The 21,820-nt window shown below is 73.3% G+C and carries 13 protein-coding genes (1 of these 13 running past the window's edge); 7 read left to right on the forward strand and 6 right to left on the reverse strand.

Features of this window, described 5'->3' with window-relative positions; all coding sequences use genetic code 11:
* Position 1: 1 nt before the first annotated feature.
* Together QPK52_RS14255 and drmB are read left to right on the forward strand one after the other, a co-directional pair.
* The gene (locus tag QPK52_RS14255) at positions 2-3,232 is read left to right on the forward strand and encodes a helicase-related protein (protein WP_410537860.1); all 3,231 of its coding nucleotides are present in this window, start codon (positions 2-4) and stop codon (positions 3,230-3,232) included.
* Between the two features lies 1 nt (position 3,233).
* Positions 3,234-5,090: a DrmB family protein gene (gene drmB / locus QPK52_RS14260; RefSeq protein ID WP_410537861.1), complete on the forward strand. Its 1,857-nt coding sequence runs from the start codon at positions 3,234-3,236 to the stop codon at positions 5,088-5,090.
* A 127-nt stretch (positions 5,091-5,217) separates the two neighbouring features.
* Here the strand turns inward: drmB and trmB are convergent, their stop codons facing one another.
* Positions 5,218-6,180: a tRNA (guanosine(46)-N7)-methyltransferase TrmB gene (trmB, locus tag QPK52_RS14265; protein WP_410540331.1), complete on the reverse strand. Its 963-nt coding sequence runs from the start codon at positions 6,178-6,180 to the stop codon at positions 5,218-5,220.
* Between the two features lie 65 nt (positions 6,181-6,245).
* Between trmB and QPK52_RS14270 the strand changes: the two genes are divergently transcribed.
* Positions 6,246-7,061 (forward strand): SAM-dependent methyltransferase, encoded by an 816-nt coding sequence (locus tag QPK52_RS14270; protein ID WP_410537862.1) that lies wholly within the window; start codon positions 6,246-6,248, stop codon positions 7,059-7,061.
* Between the two features lie 75 nt (positions 7,062-7,136).
* On the opposite strand, the gene lhgO is transcribed toward QPK52_RS14270, so the two are convergent.
* Both lhgO and QPK52_RS14280 read right to left on the reverse strand, forming a co-directional pair.
* Positions 7,137-8,336, reverse strand: a complete 1,200-nt coding sequence (lhgO, locus tag QPK52_RS14275) for an L-2-hydroxyglutarate oxidase (RefSeq protein ID WP_410540332.1) — start codon at positions 8,334-8,336, stop codon at positions 7,137-7,139.
* 301 nt (positions 8,337-8,637) lie between these two features.
* Positions 8,638-10,149, reverse strand: a complete 1,512-nt coding sequence (locus QPK52_RS14280) for a hypothetical protein (RefSeq protein ID WP_410537863.1) — start codon at positions 10,147-10,149, stop codon at positions 8,638-8,640.
* A gap of 692 nt (positions 10,150-10,841) precedes the next feature.
* On the opposite strand from QPK52_RS14280, the gene QPK52_RS14285 reads away from it, so the two are divergent.
* Positions 10,842-13,067, forward strand: a complete 2,226-nt coding sequence (locus QPK52_RS14285; RefSeq protein ID WP_410537864.1) for an asparagine synthase-related protein — start codon at positions 10,842-10,844, stop codon at positions 13,065-13,067.
* A gap of 111 nt (positions 13,068-13,178) precedes the next feature.
* Here QPK52_RS14285 and QPK52_RS14290 read toward each other — a convergent pair whose 3' ends face one another.
* Both QPK52_RS14290 and QPK52_RS14295 read right to left on the reverse strand, forming a co-directional pair.
* Positions 13,179-15,089, reverse strand: a complete 1,911-nt coding sequence (locus tag QPK52_RS14290) for an NPCBM/NEW2 domain-containing protein (RefSeq protein WP_410537865.1) — start codon at positions 15,087-15,089, stop codon at positions 13,179-13,181.
* A 409-nt stretch (positions 15,090-15,498) separates the two neighbouring features.
* Entirely contained in the window at positions 15,499-16,353 is an 855-nt protein-coding gene (locus QPK52_RS14295) for a TetR/AcrR family transcriptional regulator (protein ID WP_410537866.1), read from the reverse strand.
* A 383-nt stretch (positions 16,354-16,736) separates the two neighbouring features.
* Between QPK52_RS14295 and QPK52_RS14300 the strand changes: the two genes are divergently transcribed.
* Entirely contained in the window at positions 16,737-18,089 is a 1,353-nt protein-coding gene (locus QPK52_RS14300) for an NAD(P)/FAD-dependent oxidoreductase (protein ID WP_410540333.1), read from the forward strand.
* A 182-nt stretch (positions 18,090-18,271) separates the two neighbouring features.
* Positions 18,272-20,044 (forward strand): SpoIIE family protein phosphatase, encoded by a 1,773-nt coding sequence (locus tag QPK52_RS14305; protein ID WP_410537867.1) that lies wholly within the window; start codon positions 18,272-18,274, stop codon positions 20,042-20,044.
* Here QPK52_RS14305 and QPK52_RS14310 read toward each other — a convergent pair.
* Positions 20,041-21,387 carry an MFS transporter gene (locus tag QPK52_RS14310; protein WP_410537868.1) on the reverse strand — a complete coding sequence of 449 codons (1,347 nt, stop codon included), beginning with the start codon at positions 21,385-21,387 and terminating at the stop codon, positions 20,041-20,043. The genes QPK52_RS14305 and QPK52_RS14310 overlap by 4 nt on opposite strands.
* A gap of 160 nt (positions 21,388-21,547) precedes the next feature.
* On the opposite strand from QPK52_RS14310, the gene QPK52_RS14315 reads away from it, so the two are divergent.
* On the forward strand, positions 21,548-21,820 hold the 5' portion of the coding sequence (locus QPK52_RS14315; protein ID WP_410537869.1) for a MarR family winged helix-turn-helix transcriptional regulator. It continues 285 nt past the right edge of the window; only the first 273 of its 558 coding nucleotides appear in the window; the start codon lies at positions 21,548-21,550; its stop codon lies off the right edge, out of view.

A 21,820-nucleotide genomic window follows, 5' to 3' on the forward strand; every position in this document is an offset into this window, starting at 1 on the left:
GATGCCCGATCTCAAGGAACACTACCGCTTCCGTGCCGAGCTGGTGGAACGACTCAGGGCCGACCTTCTCGGGCCGACCGGTGAGCAGGCCGACTCCACGGAACTGCTGGACGACTGGCCTGTAACGACCTACTCCACCGGCGTGCTTTTTCCCCGTACCGAGGACGAGGAACTGGCCCGTGAGGACGCGGAGGAGGGCGGCTACGATGATGACGCGGACTCCACACTCGCCGTCGACGAGGTGCCGGACACCGGAGTCAACCTGGCGAGCGTCCAGCGCCCCTCGGCCACCGGGATCACCTTCGCCGTGGATCCCTCACGCAGCCGCTCCATAATGATCACTCCCACTGCCGCCGTGTACGATCCGGTGGACGGCCAGGGGCGCCCCACCGTGCCGGAGCGTGCGGAGCGACGATCAGTGGAGGCACAGGATCTCCAGTGGCGTCGCCGTCCGCTCGAGCTGCCCGTCGTCACAGTCGACGTCACGGAAACCCATCAGGAGCCGATCACGCTTGCTCCGGGCCTGGAGCTGCGGGTGCGGGTTCGCCGGCCGAGCGGCCCGCGGGGCACCGTGAGTATTACGGCGACCCTGGTGAACACCCATCTGGTGGGCAAGGCCGATATTCGGGACACTCGTTGTTTCTTCCAGGCCGGGCTGCGCGTTGACGTTCCCGGTGGTGCGCCAGCCCTGGTGGAACGTCCAACAGAGGGAGGCGTGGACGAGGAGATTCGACTCAACCGACTTCTTCACCGCCATGCCCCCTCCTTCGCGACCGGCCACGGCTGTGCCGCCGACTGGGACTGGACACCGCCGGCCGTCGGTGAGTTCCCCGAGGGAGGTGAGCCTGCCGGGGTGGCCTCCGTCCGTACGGAATTCGTTCCGACGTACGAGGTACTGCTCACCGATTCCAATCCGGACATCGACGTACGCCGTCTCGGGATGCAGACACTGGCCGAGGCGGCACCGGAACAGGTCGTGGAATGGCTCCGCGAACTGGTCGACGCCTACGGGCGCTGGATCGGTGAACGAGAAGCCGAAGTCGAGGAGTTGCGCGACGGTCCGTACGGAAGCACCGAGTATCTCGAACTCGCCGGCAAGCAGATGCGGTTGTGCCGCGCAGCCCAGAAACGCATGGAGACGGGCATCCGACTGCTGGAGCGCGACGAGCGTGCCATGGAGGCATTCCGAACGGCCAACAAGGCCATGGCACGGCAACTCGGTCGCAGCCTGTGGATCAGGGACGGCCGCGAAGGGCAGCCACAGCCGCAGGGAACCTGGCGCCCGTTCCAGATCGGTTTCCTGCTGCTCTGCCTGACTGGGATCGTCGACCCGGAGCACGAGGACCGCGGCATCGTGGACCTGCTGTGGTTCCCCACCGGTGGTGGCAAGACCGAGGCATACCTCGGTCTGATCGCCTTCACCGTGTTCCACCGGCGGTTGCTCCGCGGCAAGGCGGGCGGTGGTGTCACGGTCTTCATGCGCTACACACTCAGGCTGCTCACCCTGCAACAGTTCGAGCGTGCCGCCAGGCTGATGTGCGCCATGGACCGGGTTCGCGCGGAGGATCCCGATCGGTTCGGGCACGAACCGATCTCTGTCGGCATGTGGGTGGGACGGGCGGCCACCCCGAACAATCTGGAGGAGGCCAGGACCGCTCTGCGGAAGATGCGCAAGGGCGAGATGCTGCAGGAGCAGAACCCGGTGCAACTCCGTGACTGCCCCTGGTGCGGCACGGCATTGAGGGCGGAGGACTACACGGTCGATGTGGACCGTGGTCACATGTCGATCAACTGCCCGGGCGAGGGCTGCGACTACGGTGACGGGTTGCCGGTGCATGTGGTGGACTCCGAGCTCTACAGGGTGCGCCCCACACTGGTTATCGCCACGGTCGACAAGTTCGCGCGGGTGGCGTGGCGGGACGACGTATCCGCCCTGTTCAACCGGAACACCGATGCGCACGGCACGCCCCCACCCGAGCTGATCGTCCAGGACGAACTGCACCTCATCTCCGGACCTCTCGGCACGCTCACCGGCCTGTACGAGGCGGCGATCGACATCGCGGCAGAACGCCCCAAGGTGATCGCGTCCACGGCCACCATCCGCCGTGCGGGGGATCAGGGCAAGGCCCTTTTCGACCGAGAGGTGGCGCAGTTCCCGCCGGCAGGTCTCGATGCCCGTGACTCCTGGTTCGCGGTCCAGGCGCCCGCCGAGCGCAAGGCATCGCGCCGCTATGTCGGGCTGCTCACGCCGGGCATCTCCCAGGCGACCCTGCTGATTCGCGCCTATGCCTCACTACTGCACCACGCCGGCCGGATCGAGGGCGATGACGCGGTCCGGGACGCCTACTGGACCCTGGTCGGCTACTTCAACAGCCTCCGTCTGCTCGCGGCAGCCGAACTGCAGGTGCACGCCGATGTCAATGAGAGACTGAAGACGCATGCACAACGGGACGGCAGCGGGACGCCTCGTGAAGTCGTTCCGAAAGAGCTGACGAGCCGTGTCCCCTCCAGCGAGATTCCTGACCGGCTGGGTGAACTGGCACACACCCTCGGTTCCGGCGCGGCGGTGGACGTCGTGCTCGCCACCAACATGATCTCGGTGGGTGTCGACATCGATCGGCTGGGGTTGATGGCTGTCCTGGGGCAGCCGCAGACGACAGCCGAATACATCCAGGCCACCAGCCGTGTGGGGCGACAGCACCCCGGACTGGTGGTCACCCTGTTCAACTCCGCCCGGTCCCGTGATCTGTCGCACTACGAGGACTTCGTCCCGTACCACTCGGCTCTCTACAAGCAGGTGGAGTCGACCAGCGTCACCCCCTACTCCGCCCGCGCCCGTGACCGGGCCCTGCACGCGGTCTTCGTCGGGCTGGCCCGGCTGGTGCTGCCGATCGCCCGTCCCAACAGGGCCGCGGCCAATGTGCGTGCCTTCGAGCAGGACCTGCACGACCTGCGCACCGTCCTGGTGGCCCGGGTGCGCGGAATCGAGAAGGAGGAAACCGACGCAACCGACACGGAGCTGAGGGAGTTCATCAGCCACTGGAGTCGGCTCGCCGAGGAGAACGACAGGTTGCTGTACGAGGCGCCCTACACCTACAGCCCGAACCCGGACCGCGGCCCCGATACCGCGCTGCTCCGCACCCACTCCGATCTCGATCTCGAGGAGGCCCGCGACACGCTGTGGAGCCTCCGTGACGTCGATGTCGAGTCCGACCTCTACCTGGAGACCTGACATGGCACGTCGATCCTCGGCCGGTGCCTCCGGCGCCACAGCGCGACAGGAGAAGGTCCGCAGGTCACCGCTGGGCTCGGTGCGACGTGCCCAGCAGATCACCACATACGGCGTCGGAGCGATGATCGCCGTCGGCGACCAGTCGTTCATCGTCAGCGGACTGGACACCTGGGACACCAGGGACGCCGACGTCCTGTCCGAGCCACGTCTGCAGCAGCGTCTCGGGGTGAACGGCTTCCGGCTGCCCCCCGCGGCTCCGGCGCCGACCGGGAAAGGTGTGAAGGTACGTCGCTTTCCCGAGACCTACTCCTGCCCGAAGTGCTGTGCGCTCAAGCCGTTCCGGGACTTCGGCGGTCGACGCAACGACAATGTGTGCGGCGACTGCGAGGTTCCCCTCGTGCCGTCCCGCTTCGTCGTCGCGTGTGCCCACGGCCATCTCGACGAGTTCCCGTACTGGCGATGGCTGCACGCCCGGCGTGGTGAGGAACGCAGGGCTGGCCGCGGTTGTGATCCGGCGAAGGCCCGGTTGACTCTCCACAGCGAGGGGCGGACGGCCAGTCTGCGCGGCATTGTGATCAAGTGCGACTGCGGTGAGAACGGATCGCTGGAGGGCGCCTTCAGCCGGGATGCCATGGCCGCGTTGGGGATCACCTGCCGAGGCGGTCGCCCCTGGTTCGGCAGGAGCGCACGCGAGGCGAATTGTGCCGGCCCCCTTCGAGTGCTGCAGCGTGGTTCGTCCGCGGCCTGGTTCCCCAACGTGGCCTCCGCACTGTCCATCCCGCCGTGGCACCGCAAACTGATGCAGCTGGTTGAACGACACAAGCGGCATCTGATCAACAAGAGCGATGAGCGCATTGAGGAGTATGCCCGCGACGAGGGATGGCTCGACAAGGGGCGCTACGGCGTCGAGGAAGTGGTCGGGGCGGTACGCACACTGGAGAATGCCGGCGAGCAACCGCAGGAGGATCCCGAGGAGAACACCGAGTTCGAGGCCGCGGGCAGGATCCGGCAGGAGGAGTACCGACAGCTGTGCAGGGAGACCCCGGAAAACCCGGAGAACCAGCACTTCGTCTGCCTCCCCCCGGAGAACGCGAGTGAACTGGGGGTGCCAGGAATTGACCAGATCATGTTGGTCAAGCGGCTCCGTGAGGTACGGGCACTCCACAGCTTTACCCGCATCGAACCCCTTACGCGCATCAGGGAGGATCGGGAACGCGCGGTCAAGCTCGCGTTGGACGAGGACATTGACTGGCTTCCCGCCATCGAGGTCATCGGTGAGGGAGTTTTTCTCACCCTGGACCACAAGAAGCTGTCGGCCTGGGAATCACTTACCGGTCCCGAATCTCCCGAGGCTCGCGCACAGCGGCTGCGCCGCAACCATGAGAGCCATCTCCGTAGGCATGTCGGGGATCGAAACATCCCTGTTCACTCCTCGCTGACCTCGCGATTCGTCCTTCTCCACACTCTGGCGCACGCGCTGATCAATGAGTGGAGCCTGGACTGCGGCTATCCTGCATCCGCAATCCGCGAGCGTCTCTACGTCAACGAGGACATGGCCGGTGTGCTCCTCTACACTGCCACCAGTGATTCGGCGGGAAGCCTCGGGGGAATCGTCGCCCAAGGTGATCCGGGAAAATTGTCGAATTCGCTGAAGTCGGCGCTCGAGCGGATTTCGTGGTGTTCGGCGGACCCCCTTTGCGTGGAATCCGACGCCAGTGGAGTTAATAGTCTCAACCTCGCCGCCTGTCATGCGTGTGTTCTGTTGCCGGAGACAAGCTGCGAGATGAACAACATCTTTCTCGACCGCGCTCTCCTGATAGGCACGCCCGACGAGAAGGTGCCCGGTTTCTTCTCCTGAACGGGCATGCGGTCGTTCTCAGTACCGGTCTTGGTCTCCCGGTCTCAGGATCCGGGAGGCCAAGACCGGGCCGTCGGGCCCGCGGAGGCGGCGGTGGGGAACCGACCGCACCCGATCGTCGACCGGGTCAGGGGAGGCGGCGGAAGAGGAGGTCGCGGACGACGTGGCCCTTGTCCAGGCCCTGCCGCTCGAAGCGGGTCAGCGGCCGGAAGTCCGGGCGCGGCGCGAAGCCGCCGTCCGGCTGGGTGTTCTCCAGGGCCGGGCAGCCGGTGAGGACCTGGAGCATCTGCTCGGCGTACGGCTCCCAGTCGGTGGCGCAGTGCAGCAGCCCGCCCGGCCTCAGCCGGGAGGCGGCCAGCTCCACGAACTCCGGCTGGATGATGCGGCGCTTGTGGTGGCGCTTCTTGGGCCACGGGTCCGGGAAGAAGACGCGGATCCCGGCGAGGGAGCGGGGGGCGAGCATCTCGCGCAGCAGGATGATCGCGTCGCCGTTGGCGACCCGGACGTTGGACAGCCCCTGCCGTTCGGCCTGCCCCAGCAGGTTGCCCTGGCCGGGGGTGTGGACGTCGGCGGCGAGGATGCCGGTGGCGGGGTCGTCGGCGGCCATCCGCACGGTGGCCTCGCCCATGCCGAAACCGATCTCCAGGACCACGGGCGAGCCGGGCGGGAGGGTGTCGAAGAGCTCGTCGAGGTCGAGGCGGCGGTCGCCGTCGATCTCCACGCCCCACTTCGGCCACAGCCGCAGCAGGGCGTCACGCTGGGCGGCGGTGACGCGGCTGCGGCGCGGCTGGAAGCTGCGGATGCGGCGCTCGTGGCGGTCCCCGGCGGGGTTGGCGGAGGGGCCGGCGCCGTCGGGGAACATGGCGCTCTGCGCGCTCCGCGTGCCCTGTGCGCCCTGGACGCTCTGCGTGTTCCGGGCGGGGGCCGCGAGCGCTCCGCGCGCTCCGGGATGCGTTTCGGGTGCTTCTGCCACTTCGGTGGGCTGGGGGGTTTTCTCGGACACAGTGCGTACGAGTCTACGGCCGCCGGTCGCGGACCCGGCGGCCGCGGAGGGCCGGCCCGGGGGAGGATCCCACCGCGGCCCGGGGATGGGTGGGGGCGAAACGGTGTGGGATCGTGTGCCCCCCCACGGTCGGCACCGAGGAGGCGGACGGGATGGCGGACGGAACGGCGGACGGCGCGGCACGGCCGGACGGCGGGGGCGGGATCGACAGCTCCCGGCCCCACTCGGCCCGGATCTGGAACTACCTGGCGGGCGGCAAGGACTACTACGAGGTCGACGCGGACGCCGCCGAGAAGGTCCTGGCGGCCTTCCCCGGCATGCGCGACATCACCCGCACCTCGCGCGCCTTCATCGGGCGCGTGGTGACGCACCTGGCCGGACAGGAGGGGATCCGGCAGTACCTGGACATCGGCACCGGCCTGCCGACCAGGGACAACACCCACGAGGTCGCCCAGCGCACCGCCCCCGGGTCCCGGATCGTCTACGTCGACAACGACCCCCTGGTCCTGGTGCACGCCCGCGCCCTGCTCACCAGCTCCCCCGAGGGCGCGTGCGACTACATCGACGCCGACGTCCGCGACCCCGACCGCATCCTGGCCGAGGCCGCGCGGACGCTGGACTTCTCGCGCCCGGTCGGGCTGATGCTCATGGGCATCCTGGGCCTGGTCCCCGACTACGACGAGGCCCGCGCGGTGGTGCGGCGGCTGGTCGAAGCCCTGCCGCCGGGCAGTTTCCTCGGCCTGAACGACGGCTCCACCGCCGACCCGGTCTACGTCCAGGCCATCGAGAACCACAACGCCCGGGGCACCGCCACCCCCTACACCCCGCGCAGCCCCGAGCGGATCGAGGGCTTCTTCGAGGGGCTGGAGCTGCTGGAGCCCGGCGTCGTCTCGTGTTCGCGTTGGCGGCCGGAGGGCGAGCCCGGGCCGGAGACGGCCGTGTACGGCGGGCTCGCGCGCAAGCCGTAGGGCCGCCGCGGCCCCGGACGGCCGCGGTCCCGGACGGCCGCGGTCCCGGACAGCAGGGCCGTCGCCCGGTGGGCCTCAGCGGGTGGCGTCCAGCGCCGCCAGCGCCCGCCGCGCCACTTCGCGGCCGATCGGCAGGGACGCCGTCGCCGCCGGGGAGGGCGCGTTGAGGACGTGGACGGTGTGCGGGGCCTCGGTGATCAGGAAGTCGTCGACCAGCGTGCCGTCCCGCCCGACCGCCTGGGCCCGCACCCCGGCCGGGGCGGGGCGCAGATCGGAGGCCTCCACCTCCGGCAGCAGCCGGCGCACCGCCGCGGTGAAGGCCGTCTTCGACAGCGAGCGGCGCAGCTCCCCGGCCCCGTAGCGCCAGTGGCGGCGGGCGATGTGCCAGAAGCCGGGCCAGCCCAGCGTCCCGGCCAGGTCGCGGGCGTCGGCGGTGCGCCGGCGGTAGCCCTCGCGGGCCAGGGCTGGCACGGCGTTGGGGCCGATGTGGACCGAGCCGTCGATGCCGCGCGTGAGGTGGACGCCCAGGAACGGGAACGCCGGATCCGGCACCGGGTAGACCAGGCCCCGCACCAGGGTGCCGCGCTCCGGGGCCAGCTCGTGGTACTCCCCGCGGAACGGCACGATCCGCACCGGCGGCGCATCGCCCGCCAGACGGGCCACCCGGTCGCAGTGCAGCCCCGCGCAGTTGACCATGGCGCGGGCCCGCACCACCGCGCCCGCGGCCGTACGGACGGCCACGCCCACACCCGGGCGGCGGTCCACGGCGGTGACCTCGGCGCCGTGGCGCACCTCGGCGCCGGCCGCCTCCACCAGGCGGGCCAGCTCGGCGGCGACCGCGCTGTAGTCGCAGACGCCGGTGGTGGCCACGTGGATGGCCGCCAGGCCGTTCACGTGCGGCTCGTACTCGGCGATCTGTGCCGGGCCCAGCTCGCGCACCGGGATGCCGTTCTCCCGGCCGCGCTGCACCAGCGCGTGCAGCCGGGGCAGCTCCGCGCGCTCGGTGGCGACGATCAGCTTCCCCGTCACCCGGTGCGCGATGCCGTGCTCGGCGCAGAACTTGACCATCTCCGTCGCGCCCCGTACCGCGAAGCGGGCCTTGAGCGAACCGGGGCGGTAGTAGACGCCGCTGTGGATCACCCCGCTGTTGCGGCCGGTCTGGTGCCGGGCCGGGCCGGCCTCCTTCTCCAGCACCACCACCCGCGTACCGGGCCGGGCGCGTGTGAGCGCGTACGCCGTCGACAGGCCGACGATCCCGCCGCCGACCACCAGCACGTCGCAGTCGTACGCCGCCCGCCGGGCGGCCGGCGCGCGGCCGGACGGGGAAGGGGAGGGGGAGGAGGCGGCCGAGGAGACAGTGGACACGTCCTCCATCATGGCCCGGACCGCCGGCGGACAACCGTCCGGCCGCGCGCCGGAGACGTGAACGGATCACGGGGGAGGCCCGTCAGGCCCGCCCCCGGGCGCACCGCCCGCACCCGACGTACCGGGCGTACGGCGCCCGCCGGGCCTCCCCGGCCCCGCGAGCGCGGCGGGCGGAGCGGGTGCGGTGAGCGCGGCGGGGCGGGCCTCCGCGTCACGCCGGCGCGGCGAGCAGCGGGCGGGCCCGCTCCCGCAGCTCCGCCACACGCGGCTCGTCGCCGTACGGCTCCAGCCGGTGCAGCAGGTCCCGCACGTACTCGGTCGTCCGCGCCGAGGAGATCCGCCCGGCGACCTCCACCGCCCGCGTGCCCGCGGCGCAGGCCGCGTCCAGATTGCCCGACTCCAGCTCCGCGACCGCCGACACCACCAGCCGCAGGCCGTGCGAGCGGACGAACTCCTCCGTCGGCCGCGACAGCGCCTGCTCGGTGAAGCGGCGCACCTGGCGCGGGGCCTTCAGATCGCGGTAGCACTCGGCGGCGTCGGCGGCGAGGCGGTCGTAGGAGTAGAAGTCGAGCCAGGACGGGTCCGGGTCGCCGTCGCGGGAACGCTCCAGCCAGCCCTCGGCCGCCGCCAGCGAGGTGCCGCAGGCCCCCGAGTCGCCGGCCTTGGCCAGGGCGCGGGCCTCGACCAGGTGGAAGAAGCTCATCGTGCGGGCCGTGGCCAGGCCGCGGTTGCGCTCCAGCGCCGCCTGCGCCAGGTCCACGCCCTCGTCGGCGAAGCCGCGGTACGTCGCCTGCAGCGACATCGACGCCAGCACGTACCCGCCCAGCGGCACGTCCGCCGCCGCCCGGGCCAGCCGCAGCGCCTGGATGTAGTAGCGCTGCGCGGCCTCCTGCTGACCGGTGTCGAAGGCCATCCACCCGGCCAGGCGCGTCAGTTCGGCGGTGGCGCCGAACAGCGAGCGCCCCACCTCGTCGCTGTAGGAACCCAGCAGCAGCGGGGTGGCGTCCACCCGCAGGCACTCGGGCACCATCGACGAACGCCAGTCGCCGCCGCCGTACTTGGAGTCCCAGCGCCGGGCCTCCTGCGCGGCCTCCCGCAGCTTGGCCACATCGCTGTGGCCCACGCGCAGGGACGTGGGGACGGGCGGGTACGGGCGCTGCTCGTCGGCGGGGCCGGGCACCGGGCCCGCGTCCGCGATCCCGGGCCCGGCCGGGGCGATCCCGGCGGTCCCGGTCAGGGCCGACGCGTCCCGCGCCACCGAGCTGTCGGCGGGCTTGATGAGCCAGCGCGAGGTGGGCACGGCGTAGGCGCTCACCGAGAACGAGCCCGCCAGCGACTGCCACACGCTCCCGCTCCCGCCGCGCCGCCCGGCCGGATCCAGCCGGTACAGCTCGGTGGCCGACCGCACGGCCGCGCCGACGTCGCGGGGGAAGGCCAGACCGACCTCCGGGGCCGGATCGGCGTCCGCCAGGCCGATCTCGTGCAGCGGGACGGGACGCCCCAGCTTGCTGCCGATCGCGGCGGCGATCAGATGGGGGGCCACGCCCTGCGGCACCATGCCCTTGGACACCCAGCGGGCGACCGACGTCTTGTCGTAGCGGAGTGTCAGTCCTCTCTGTGCGCCGAGGTCGTTGACCCGGCGGGCGAGCCCGGCGTTGCTGATTCCGGCGAGGGCGAGGACGGCACCGAGTTTCTCGTTCGGCCCGCGTGGCTCCCTGGACATGCGCACCCCTGACACACACCGACGGCCACCCCGTGCCGCGCACACGGGGCATTCGTCAACCCAGCGTAGTTCGCCGCATCCCTACCGTTAAGGGCCGTCTTCCGGGATGGCGGGATTCGTGCAGGCTCCCCGGAGCGCGGACCGGCGGCGCGCGAACGGCGTGCGGGGCACCGACGGACGCTCCGGGCCACGCCGCGCATGCTCCCCTGGCGTGTGCTCCGGGTGTGTGCCGATGCGCCTGCCCGTGCGCTCTGTGCGGCCCGCGGGGGAGGCGTTTCCATGGGTGCTGCGTGGGTCGGCCCACCGCACTGGTACCGGTGGGCTGGGGGAATGCCGTCGTCCCATTCCCCGCGGACGGCGGTCCGGTCCGGGAGGCGACGAAGCCTCCCGGACCGCCGGCGAGGCGCCGGCGACAAGCCGACGAGATGCCGTCGATGATTCATTAGGCATATCTCACGGCAAATATTTGGCCGAATGACGCCGCTCCCGGCGGAGTCGTCCGGCGGGCCGGTACGGTGCCGGGGTCCGGCGCCGACTTCCGTGTGTCCGCGTCCCCCTGCGCCTCCCGTACGCCCATCCCGTGGCAGCATGGTCCGCAGCGACGGCGGTTGACGGCTGCCGACGGTGACCCGCCACCGATCGGCCGCCGCCGACGGCGAGTTACCGAGTCACGGGGCCATGCGGAGGCGACGATGCGGTGGTTGGTGGGATGGGCCGCAGACCACGCCTCCGGCGCGGGCGGCGCGGCCAGACCGGGGCAGACGATCCAGCCGGTGGGCGCGCGGCAGTTGTGGGACGGCCCCGACCCGCTGTGGGCGGTCGGCGACTGGCGGCCCGACGAGGTGCGCATGGTCGAGGCCGACGGCGGTGGCAGACTCGCGGTGCTGGGCTCCTGCGGCGCCTCCGACGAACAACTGCGCATCGGACTGTTCGCCGCCCGCGGCGGCGCCCTGCGCCATCTGACCGCCTGGCCCGGCAGCTACACCGCCGTCGTACGCGTCGGCCGCCGCGTCACCGTCACCACCGACCTCGCCGGCGCCCGGCCCGTCTTCCACACCCCGTGGGCGGGCGGCACCGCCTACGCCACCGCCGCGCTGCCGCTGGCCGACCTGATCGAGGCGCAGCTCGATGTCGGACACCTCGCCGCCCTGCTCGCCTGCCCCGACGCGCCCGAGGCCCTCGGCGACGGCACGCCGTACGCGGGGGTCCGCCGCGTACCGCCCGGCCACGCGCTGGTCATGCGCGACGGCCGCAGCCGCGAGACCGTCAGCTACGAACCCGCCGTGCCCACCGTCGTCGCCGCGCCCCCCGTGGACGCGGAGGCGGCGGTCGCCGGGGTGCGCGAGGCTCTGGTGGAGGCGGTACGGGTGCGGCTGGCCGCCCCGCGCCACGCGCCCGTGCCCGACCTCGGCAGCCTCGACCCCGGGCCGATCCCCGGCATGGGACCGGCCCAGCGGCGCGCGGACCGCCCGGGCGGCGGGCGGGCCAGGGGCCCCGCGCCCGGCATAGGCGCCGACCTGTCGGGCGGCAGCGCGTCGGCGACGCTCGCGCTGCTGGCCGCCGGGCTGCCCGGCGTCCCGGGCACGGTGTACGGCACACCGGGGACGTCGGCGGGCGAGCGGCTGCTCGCCGTCACCTTCAACGACCTCACACTGGATCCGCTCTCGGGGCGCGAGGCCGAACTGGAACGCGCCCGCAGCATCGCGGAGAACCCCCGGCTGCACCACGTCGTCGTCGCCGCGGGCGAGGAGGCCCTGCCGTACGCGGGCCCCGACGGCGGCCCGCTCGCCGACGGGCCGCTGACCGACGAACCGGGCCCCTCGCTGGTCGTCGCCGAGCGGCACCGGCGGCGCCTGGCGGCGGGCAGCGCGGACCACCTGTCCGGATACGGCGCCCGCGAGGTGCTCGACGCGCACCCGGCACGGCTGGCGGACCTGCTGCTGGACCGGCGCCGCCGCCATCTGCTGCGGCCGGTCACGGCGCTGGCGAAGGCGGAGGGCGCGACCGGGCGCTCGGTGCTCGTGCCGCTCACCGTCTACCGCGCGGCACGGAGGCTGGCCCGTACGCCGTACCGGGACGGTGTGCTGGAGACGGCGCGGCGACTGCGGGAGCGGGACGTCACCGGGAGCGGGGCGGGTGCGGGCGCCGGGGCGTGGGGAACGCGCGGCGCGTGGGGCGCGGGTCGTGCGGGCGGCGCGGGCGGTGCGGCTCACGAGTCCGGGGCCGGGGTGCTCGACGCCTCGCTGTCCGCCCTCGCCTGGTGCCGCCCGGGGCCGGCCGCACGCTGGCTGACGGGAGAGGTGCTGGCCGAAGTATCGATTCGGCTGGAGCAGGCGGCCCTCCGCCCGCTGCCCGGGGAGCCCGGCACGCGCCCGGGGGAGCGGCGGGCGCGGGCGGCGCTCGCCCGGCTGGCGGCCGACCACCGGATACTCGAACAGGCCGCGGAGGTCCGCAGCCAGCGGCTGCACGCGCCCTTCCTGGACAACCAGGTCGTACGCGCCTGCCGCGCCCTGCCCGAGGCGCTGCGCGTACAGCCGGGGGCGCGGGCGGCGGTGCTGCGCGCCGTCCTGGCGGGGGCGGGCGTCCACGAACTGCCGCCCGGCTGGGGCACCCCCTCCCGTGCCACCCACACGGCGGCTGCGCGAACCGGGCTGCGGTCCCGCGTCGGCGACCTCATCGACCTCTTCGACGCGCCCCTGCTGGCCGACGCGGGACTGGTGGAGGCCCGGGTCGTCCGCAAGGCCCTGAGGGCCGCGGCCGAGGGTGAATCGCTGCCGCTGGACGGGCTGGCGGAACTGGTCTCCACCGAGGTCTGGCTGCGCCGGCTGCTGGCCCGCCGGGGCAGCTGCTGGACGGGCACGGCCACCGAGCGCCGGCGCGCGGTGGCCGGAGGAGTGCCGCAGCGCCCCAGTCTGTGAGACGGGCCGGGGCCGGTCCGGGCCGGACCCGTGCCGGGTCTGCGGGCCGCGCCTCCGCACGCCGTACCCCCGCGGGCCGGGCCGCTTCGCGGGCACCGGCCGCGGGACGGATCAGCGGCAGCCGAACCGGGCCTGGATCCAGTCCGCCATGACCGCCGAGTCCAGCACGCCGTTCGGTTCGACCACCAGCCGGAGCGTCCGCACCCCGGCCAGGGACACATGGACCGGCACCGGCTCCTCGCCCCGCCGGACGACGCCCGACTCCCACAGCCGGACCCCGTCGCCGTAGACGGAGAACCGGACCGCGCCCCGCAGCGCCGTCAGGTCGTCCACCCCGGCGAGCGCGTCGAACGAGGTGCAGGCGCCGTCCAGGTCGACCGTCACGGAGGAGCGGGCGGACACCGTCACCCCGTAGCCCCTGTCCCGGCCGTTGACGCGCAGCTCCGAGCGCTGCCACAGCCAGCTGCTCCCCTCCCGTACGTAGGGGCCGTCCGAACCGCCTCCACGAGGCAGCCGGTCGAGCCGGTGGACGGTGGCCGCGGACGGCCGGGGCGTCGGTTCGGGCACCGGTCCGGACGTCGGACCGGCCGCCGGTCCGTCCGTCCCGCCGGGCACCGGCCCGGAACCGGGCGAGGACGTCCCGGACCCCGGACCGGCCCCGGGGCCTGCCCCGGGCACCGGCGCGGACCCCGCCGCGGACGGGGAACCGGGCTCCGGCTCCGGCCCCGGCTCCGCGAGGTTCCCCGGCGGGTCCGCCTCCCGGCCCGGGACACCCTCCCCGCCGGCCGCCGCCTCCCGCGGCGACACGGTCTGCGCCCTCGAAAGGCCCGTCCCCGCCCCCGCCTCGGCTCCCGTCTCCGCCCCGCCGGGCGCACCGGCCGCCGACGGCCGTGCTCCCGGCCCCTGGTACGGACCCCGCGGCCGCTGGCCGTCGGTCACCAGCGCCAGCGTCAGCGCGGTGGCCACGGCGGCGGCCATCACCCCCGCCGTGACGCCCGCCCTCGCGGTCGATCCCAGGCCGTCGAACACCGTGGCGCCGCCACCGGCCGTACCGTCCAAGCCTCCGGACGAGGCGGCCGGGCCCACCGCTCCGGCCGGGCCCACCAACGGGTACGCCTCCGCGGCGCCCCCCTCCTCCGCACCGCCCCGCATCCCGTACGCCTGTGCCGCATACGCCTGCGCCGAACCCACCACCGGATACGGCGAGTACACATCCGCACCCCAGCCCACGACCGCCAACGGCAGCACCAGCCGGAGCCGTTCGCAGACGTCCCTGGCACCCAGCGCCGCCGACCGGCAGTCGGCGCACCGCTCCAGATGCCGGCGCAGCCCCCGGTCCGCCCGCGCCCGCAGCCCTCCGCGCACATACGTACCCAGCCGGTCGGCACGGCGCGCGCAGTCGCCGCCCGTCGCCCGCGCCCCGGCGGTGTGCACCGTGAGGTAGGACTGCTGCAATCCCTCCTTCGCCCGCTGCGCCAGCGTCACCACCGCGTCCTCCGCCATACCCAGCAGAGGCGCGACCTCCCGCGGCGCATCCTCTTCGATCACGGTGTGCCACAGCACCACCTGCCACCGCTCGGGCAGATCGCGGAAGGCACGCACCGCGGTGGACCGCTCGGCCCTGCGCATGGCCCGCACGTGCGCGTCCGCCCCGAAGGGCTCGCCACCGCCCGGCGACTCGGCCGCCGCCGCGAAGACCGCGAAGTCCTCGACGAGCAGATCCCAGCCGCTCGTCCCCGTCCAGGCCGCCGCCACGTCCCGGACCGCCGCCAGCAGATGGGTGCGCACCGCCGTGTCCGGCCCCGCGCCACCGCGTACGGCCAGCAGCGTTCGCGCGAAGACCTCGTCCGTCAGGTCGTTCGCGGTCGCCGCGTCGCGGCAGCAGTGGCGTACGTAGCGGCGCACCGCGTCGGCGTGCCGCCGGTACAGCTCCTCATACGCCCCGGTGTCCCCGCCGCGCATCCGCGACACCAGCTCCGCGTCGCCGGGCACGGCGTCCGCCGGCCCGCCCGCTCCGTCCACGTCCCGCGAACCGCGAGGCCCCTCCCGCCCGTCAACATCCAAAGCGAGAACCCCCGTACACACAGTCGCCACCGAACACCGGCAAAGCGTGCCACGGCGAGGGCCGCGCGTTCCCGGCCGTGCGCCTCAATCACCCGTCCGGGGTGGGAAACCGCAAAACGGTGCGCACGCGGTGTTCTTACGGGGTATAGGGGCCGAGCGGCGGCGACGCGAATCTGGCCGAAAAGCGACGCTCCACCGCCGCACCGCCCGCGTCCGATCACCGCACGACCCCGTCCGGTGTCCGGCGTCAGGCCTGCCGAAAGAGTCCACCGGCAGCGTCTGCCGACGGGATCTGCCGATGAGACCCGCTGATGGGACCTGCCGACAGGAAACCGCAGGCCGCGGGCCGGAGCCCCGGGTCCCCGCCTCAGGCCCCCACGGGCTTCGCGTGCCGCGGTCTGAGCCCCTCCAGCAGGATGTCGAGCAGCCGCGCCGAGGCCGCGGCCTGCTGCACCGCGTTCGGCAGGGACGGTGCCGCCGTGGCTATCACCAGCAGCACGTCCGCGACCGTCACATCGGACCGCAGCTCACCGGCCGCCTGCGCCCGCTCCACCAACCGCCCGACGACATCGAGCAGTTCGGAGACGCCCGCATCCTCCTCGGTACTCCCGGCGTTCCCGGCGTTCCCCCGCTCCCTGCCGTCCACCAGCCGCAGCCCGGGCTGTCCGTGCCCACCGCCCCGCAGCGTATGCGTTCCCCCCGGGACGGTGCCCGCGCCCTCCGGCTCGTCGGCGAACGACCCGACCCGCAGTATCCGAGGCGGCAGCAGCCGCCCGGCACCCGAATCCACCGAGGCGCGCAGGAAACGGGAGAGCGCCGACCACGGCTCCTCCTCCTGCCCCAGCGCGGCCCGGGCCTGCTCGGTCAGTCGCGCCGTCTCCTCCTGCGCTATACGCCGGACCAGTACGTCCTTGCTGGGAAAGCGCCGGTAGACCGTGCCGACCCCGACCCGTGCCCGGCGCGCGACGTCCTCCATCGGAGCGCCGTAGCCCAGCTCGCCGAAGACCTCGCGGGCGGCGCGCAGCACATGCTCCAGATTGCGCTGGGCGTCGACCCGCAGCGGAGCCGTACGTCCGCTCCCCCTGACGCTCCCGCCGCCGGCCGTGCGCGCGGCCCCACGGCCTCCGCCCGCCCCGTTCACCGGACCCGCCCCGCCGTCCGCGGAGGAGTCGGCGACGACGGCGGTCGACCAACGAGAGCCCTGAATGCCCTGAATATGCATGTTGTGTTCCCCCGGTTGTATGGCAGCCTCCCCCCGGAGGCCCCCCGCCCTGTGCCGCCGGGACACGGTCATGACTCCGCCCGGCGTGCTACGAACATAGTTGAGCCCCGGTCACGAGAGAAGGGGGATGTTCCGCCACCTCCGCCCCCCGATCGGAGTACGCCGCCCAGCACCCCTCCCCACCCCCTCCCGGACCCCCCTCGCACCCCCGCTGACCTGCGCCGCACTCCCGCCCACAGCGAACCGGCGAGCCCCGGACCCGATCCATCCGCCGGTCATACGTTTCCCGGGACCTGTGGACAAACGTCCGCCCGCGGGTGCGTCATGGACAGGTGACGAAGGAACCCGCGCGCATTCTCGTGGTCGGCGGCGGCTACGTCGGCATGTACACCGCCCTGCGCCTCCAGCGACGCCTGAAGCACGAACTGAGACGCGCGCGGGAGGGCGGCGGGGGTGTACAGGTCGTCGTGCTCGCCCCCGATCCCTACATGACCTACCAGCCGTTCCTGCCCGAAGCGGCCGCCGGCTCCATCTCCCCGCGCCACGTCGTCGTCCCCCTGCGCCGCGTGCTGCCCCACTGCAGGGTCGTCATCGGCGAGGCGAAGTCCATCGACCACGCCCGGCGCACCGCCACCGTCGAGACCCTCGCCACCGAGCACGCCGGCACCGGCCCCGTCGAGGTGCCCTACGACGAACTCGTCCTCGCCCCCGGCTCGGTCTCCCGCGCCCTCCCCGTCCCCGGCCTCGCCGACCACGGCATCGGTTTCAAGACCGTCGAGGAGGCCATCGGCCTGCGCAACCACGTCCTCGAACAGCTCGACATCGCCTCCTCCACCCGCGACCCCGCCGTCCGCGACGCAGCCCTCACCTTCGTCTTCGTCGGCGGCGGCTACGCGGGCGTCGAGGCGCTGGCCGAACTGGAGGACATGGCCCGCTACGCCTGCCGCTACTACCACAACATCCGCCCCCGGGACATGAAGTGGATCCTCGTCGAGGCGACCGGCCGCATCCTCCCCGAGGTCGGCGAGGCCATGGGCCGCTACGCCGTGCGCGAACTGCGCGGCCGCAACATCGACGTACGCCTGGAGACCCGCCTCGACTCCTGCGAGGACCGCGTCGCCCAGCTCAGCGACGGATCCCGCCACCCCTGCCGCACCCTCGTGTGGACCGCGGGCGTCAAACCCCACCCCCTGCTGGAGAGGACCGACCTCCCCCGCGACGGACGCGGCCGGCTGCGCTGCACCGCCACCCTGCGCGTCGAGGGCACCGAGCACGCCTGGTCGGCGGGCGACGCCGCCGCCGTCCCGGATCTGGCGGCGGCGGGACCGTCCCGGTCCCGGGACCCGGAGGGAGGGCCGGTCCCGGAATGCGCCCCCAACGCCCAGCACGCGGTACGCCAGGCACGCCTCCTGGCCGACAACCTGGTGGCGTCGCTGCGCGGCCGGGAGCCGGCGCGGTACGAGCACTCCTACGCGGGCTCCGTCGCCTCGCTCGGCCTGCACAAGGGTGTCGCCCATGTGTACGGCCGCAGGCTCAAGGGCTACCCTGCCTGGTTCCTGCACCGCGCGTACCACCTGAGCCGGGTGCCGACGGTCAACCGCAAGGCGCGCATCCTCGCGGAGTGGACGCTCGCCGGCCTGTTCAAGCGTGAGATCGTCTCGCTCGGCTCGCTGGAGCACCCGCGCGCGGAGTTCGAACTCGCCGCGGGCACCGGCCGCCACCCCGAGGGACCCTGACACCCGCCGGTGCCGTCGGTCACACTGGACGTGTGACCATGGGTGGGCCCGCGTCAGCTGAGAGTCACCGGCGGGCGCGGCCGACGCGACGGGCCCGCCGGCACGGCGGGTACGGGCATCCGCACGTACCCGCACGCACACACCAGACACGAGAACATCGGAATCGGATCGGACCGCACGCAGTGAACTTCACGCGCTGGAGCGCCCGGCTGCCCGGCACGCAGCGGCAACGACGCCTCGCCGCCAGGGCCGTACGGCGCCCGCCCGAGGCACCGGCCCCCTCCGGGGCCGTCCCGGCCGCCCGGGACGAGCACGGCGAGTCGTCCGCTCCGGACGCCGAGGGAGCGAGACGGGGGGCGGGACAGGGAGCGGGACACAGCCTCGACGCCCTGCCCGCGCAGGACCTGTCCGCGCAGGGCCTGCTGGACCAGGTCCCCGCCCTGGTCGCCCTCGTCCACGGTCCCGACCACCGCATCGCTTTCGTCAACGACGCCTACGCCGCGGTCTTCGGCCCACGCGCGCCCGGCGCCCCCGCCCGCGAGGCCCTGCCGGAGCTGGCCGAGCTGGGCCTCCTGCCGCTGATGGACCAGGTCCTGCGCAGCGGCAGGCCCCGCACGGTCAAGTCCCGCCGGGTGGAGGGCCGGACGGGAAGACGAGGGGACGGGAACCCCGGAGCCGTCGGCGGCGGTACGCGCCCGGGGTACTACACCTTCACCTGCACCCCCGTCGAGCTGAAGGGCCCCGGGGCGCGGCGCGGCGTCCTCGTCTTCGCCGCCGAGGTGACCGACCAGGTCGAGGTGGCCGAACGGCTGCGCGTCAGCGAGCGCCGGCAGCGCGAGGCGGCCGTCACCCTCCAGCGCAGCCTGCTCCCGCAGCAACTGGAGCAGCCCGACGACCTGCGGGTGGCCGCCACCTACCGCCCGGGCGGCACCGACGCGGCGGTCGGCGGCGACTGGTACGACGTCATCACCCTGGGCGCGGGCCGCACCGCCCTGGTCATCGGCGACGTGATGGGCCGCGGGGTGCGGGCGGCCGCCGTCATGGGGCAGCTCCGCACGGCCGTGCGCGCGTACGCCCGGCTGGACCTGCCGCCCCACGAGGTGCTCCAGCTCCTCGACGGACTCGCCGCCGAGATCGACCCGAACCAGATCGCCACCTGCGTCTACGCCGTCCACGACCCCAACGAGGGCCGCCTGGTGTACGCCTCCGCCGGCCATCTGCCGATCCTCGTCAGGGACCCGGACGGCACGGTCCACCGCGCCGACGAGTCCACCGGCCCGCCGCTGGGCACGGGCGGCTGGCTGCACACCTCCGCCTCCGTCCCCTTCGGCGAGGGCTCGGCCGCCGTGCTCTACACCGACGGCCTGGTCGAGCGGCGCGACGCCGACATCGACCAGGGCATCGAGGTGCTGGAGGAGGCCTTCGCCGGAGCCACCGGCAGCCCCCAGGTCGTCTGCGACCGGCTCCTGCGGGCCCTGGGCATCACCGCCGAGCACGACGACGACGTCGCGCTCCTGGCCCTCCAGCACCCGGTCCGCACCGGCCACGACGCGGAGCTGTTCCACAACGCCGCGCTCGATCTCCTGGGAGGGGTCGAGGCCGCCCCGCGCGCCCGCGCCTTCGCCTCGGGGGTCCTGACGAGCTGGCGGTTCCCCCGGGGCCTGCACGATCTGGGTGTGCTGGCCGCCAGCGAGCTGGTCGCCAACTCCCTCCAGCACGGCACCCCGCCGATGTGCCTGCGGCTGCGCCGCACCGACCGCCGCCTGATCGTCGAGGTGACCGACGGCGACGACCACCTCCCGCGCCGCCGCCGTGCCGAACCGGCGGACGAGAGCGGCCGGGGCATCTCCATCGTCGCCACCATCGCCTCCGCCTGGGGGTCGCGCCGCACACCGGGCGGCGGGAAGGCGGTGTGGTGCGAGTTCGCGCTTCCCCCGGAGGCGGTCCCGCGCTAGCCGGACCGGACCGTACGGGCCGGCTCGGCGGACCGTGCCGCCGGAACGGGCCGGTCCTCCTCGACGGGCCGGACCGGCATCGAGGCGGCGACCACCAGGGACGCCCTCAGCGGGTTGTCCTGCTCGGCGGTCAGCCTGCGGCCCAGCAGCAGGGCCAGCACGGTGACGCCGAGCGAGCACAGCACCAGCATCACGATGTACGGCCCGTGCAGCGTGGCCCCCATCGGCCCGCCCACCGCCGGACCGATCGCCAGCGCCAACTGCTTCACCAGGGCGAAGGCCGAGTTGTACCGCCCGACCATCCGGGCCGGAGCCAGGTCCGCCACCAGCGGCGCCACGGTCGGCGACAGCATGGCCTCGCCCAGCCCGAACAGCGCGTATGTGGAGATGATCGCCGCGACGGCCAGCGCATGGCGGTCGGCCACCAGTCCGGACACCCCGGCCGCCAGCCACGCCACCGTCCAGATCAGCCCGACCAGCGCGATCACCCGGCTGCGCCGCCGCCGCTCCACCAGCCTGAGCACGACGAACTGCGCCAGCACGATCACGGCGGTGTTCGCGGCGAGCGCGACTCCCAGCGTCGCCGGGGAGATCCGCGAGGCCTCGACCGCGTACGCCGACAGCCCGGACTCGAACTGCCCGTAGCAGGCGAAGAACATCACGAAGCCGAGCGCGGACAGCGTCACCATCGCCCGGTCGGACAGCAGCGCCCGCAGGCCGCCCCGGGTCGCGGTGCCGCCCTCGCCGCCGTGGGAGGGGCACTCGACGCGCGGGCCGTCCGGCAGCCGTACGGTCGCCACGATCGCGCCCAGGACCAGGTACATCGCCGACTCGATCCCGAACAGCAGCAGGAACGACGACGGCCGGTCGGTGTCCACGACCAGACCGCCCAGCAGTCCGCCGACGCCGAGTCCGAGGTTGTTGAGGAAGAACTGCGTGGCGAAGGCGCGCGAGCGTGTCGCGGTGGTGGAGGACCACACGATCATCGTGGCGAGCGCGGGCTGGATCACGGAGAGGCCCGCGCCGAAGACGGCGGCGGACACGTACATCGCCACCGTGCCTTCGGAGAGGGCGATGCCGAGTGAGCCGGCCGAGGCCAGGACCGTTCCCGCGACGGCGACGGGCAGCGGGCCGCGCCGGTCGATCACCCGTCCGGTGAAGGGCAGCACCACCAGCGCGGCCACGGCGAAGAGCGCGAGCACCGTCCCCGCGGCGGCCGCGCCCAGATTCCGCACCTGGGCCACGTAGATGAACATGAACGGGACGGTGAAGCCGTTGCCGAACGCGCTCAGCGCGTTCCCCGTCTGGATCCGGCGCAGCGCCGCGCCCGTCGCGGTGGTCACACTCACCTGCCTCTGAGTCCGGTGCCGCTGGGACACGCATGGGATGGAACGCATGGGTGGAGGAAGAAGCCGAAAGAAGACTTCGAAGCTAAAGTTCGATGCTAAAGAGTACATAGCGAAAGACTTCGAAGCGAACGAGTTCATGCCATACTCCGGTCCCATGCCTGACCAGCCCCCGCGGGACCCGGACCGCGGCCCCACGCTCGACGAGCAGATCGCCATCTACCAGCGCGAGTACGGCGAGCTGGACCCCCAGGTGGAGAAGATCGTCAACGCGCTCAGCCGCCTCGACCGGCGGATGAGCGTCGCCTACGGGCGCCAGCTAGCCGTCCTCGGCCTCAACCACGCCGAGTGGGAGGTGCTGAAGGAACTGGTGATGGCGGGCAGGCCCTACCGCCTGGGCCCGGGGGCCCTGGCCAAGCGACTGGGACTC

The sequence above is a fragment of the Streptomyces sp. KL2 genome (assembly GCF_046529545.1).
In the GTDB taxonomy this organism is placed as follows: Bacteria; Actinomycetota; Actinomycetes; order Streptomycetales; family Streptomycetaceae; genus Streptomyces; species Streptomyces radiopugnans.

Bases quoted from the DNA above. Each gene is read 5' to 3' on its own strand.
- QPK52_RS14285 (WP_410537864.1), top strand. From the start codon at position 10,842: ATGCGGTGGTTGGTGGGATGGGCCGCAGACCACGCCTCCGGCGCGGGC.
- QPK52_RS14280 (WP_410537863.1), bottom strand. From the start codon at position 10,149: ATGTCCAGGGAGCCACGCGGGCCGAACGAGAAACTCGGTGCCGTCCTC.
- QPK52_RS14300 (WP_410540333.1), top strand. From the start codon at position 16,737: ATGTACACCGCCCTGCGCCTCCAGCGACGCCTGAAGCACGAACTGAGA.
- QPK52_RS14270 (WP_410537862.1), top strand. From the start codon at position 6,246: ATGGCGGACGGAACGGCGGACGGCGCGGCACGGCCGGACGGCGGGGGC.
- QPK52_RS14255 (WP_410537860.1), top strand. From the start codon at position 2: ATGCCCGATCTCAAGGAACACTACCGCTTCCGTGCCGAGCTGGTGGAA.
- drmB (WP_410537861.1), top strand. From the start codon at position 3,234: ATGGCACGTCGATCCTCGGCCGGTGCCTCCGGCGCCACAGCGCGACAG.
- QPK52_RS14295 (WP_410537866.1), bottom strand. From the start codon at position 16,353: ATGCATATTCAGGGCATTCAGGGCTCTCGTTGGTCGACCGCCGTCGTC.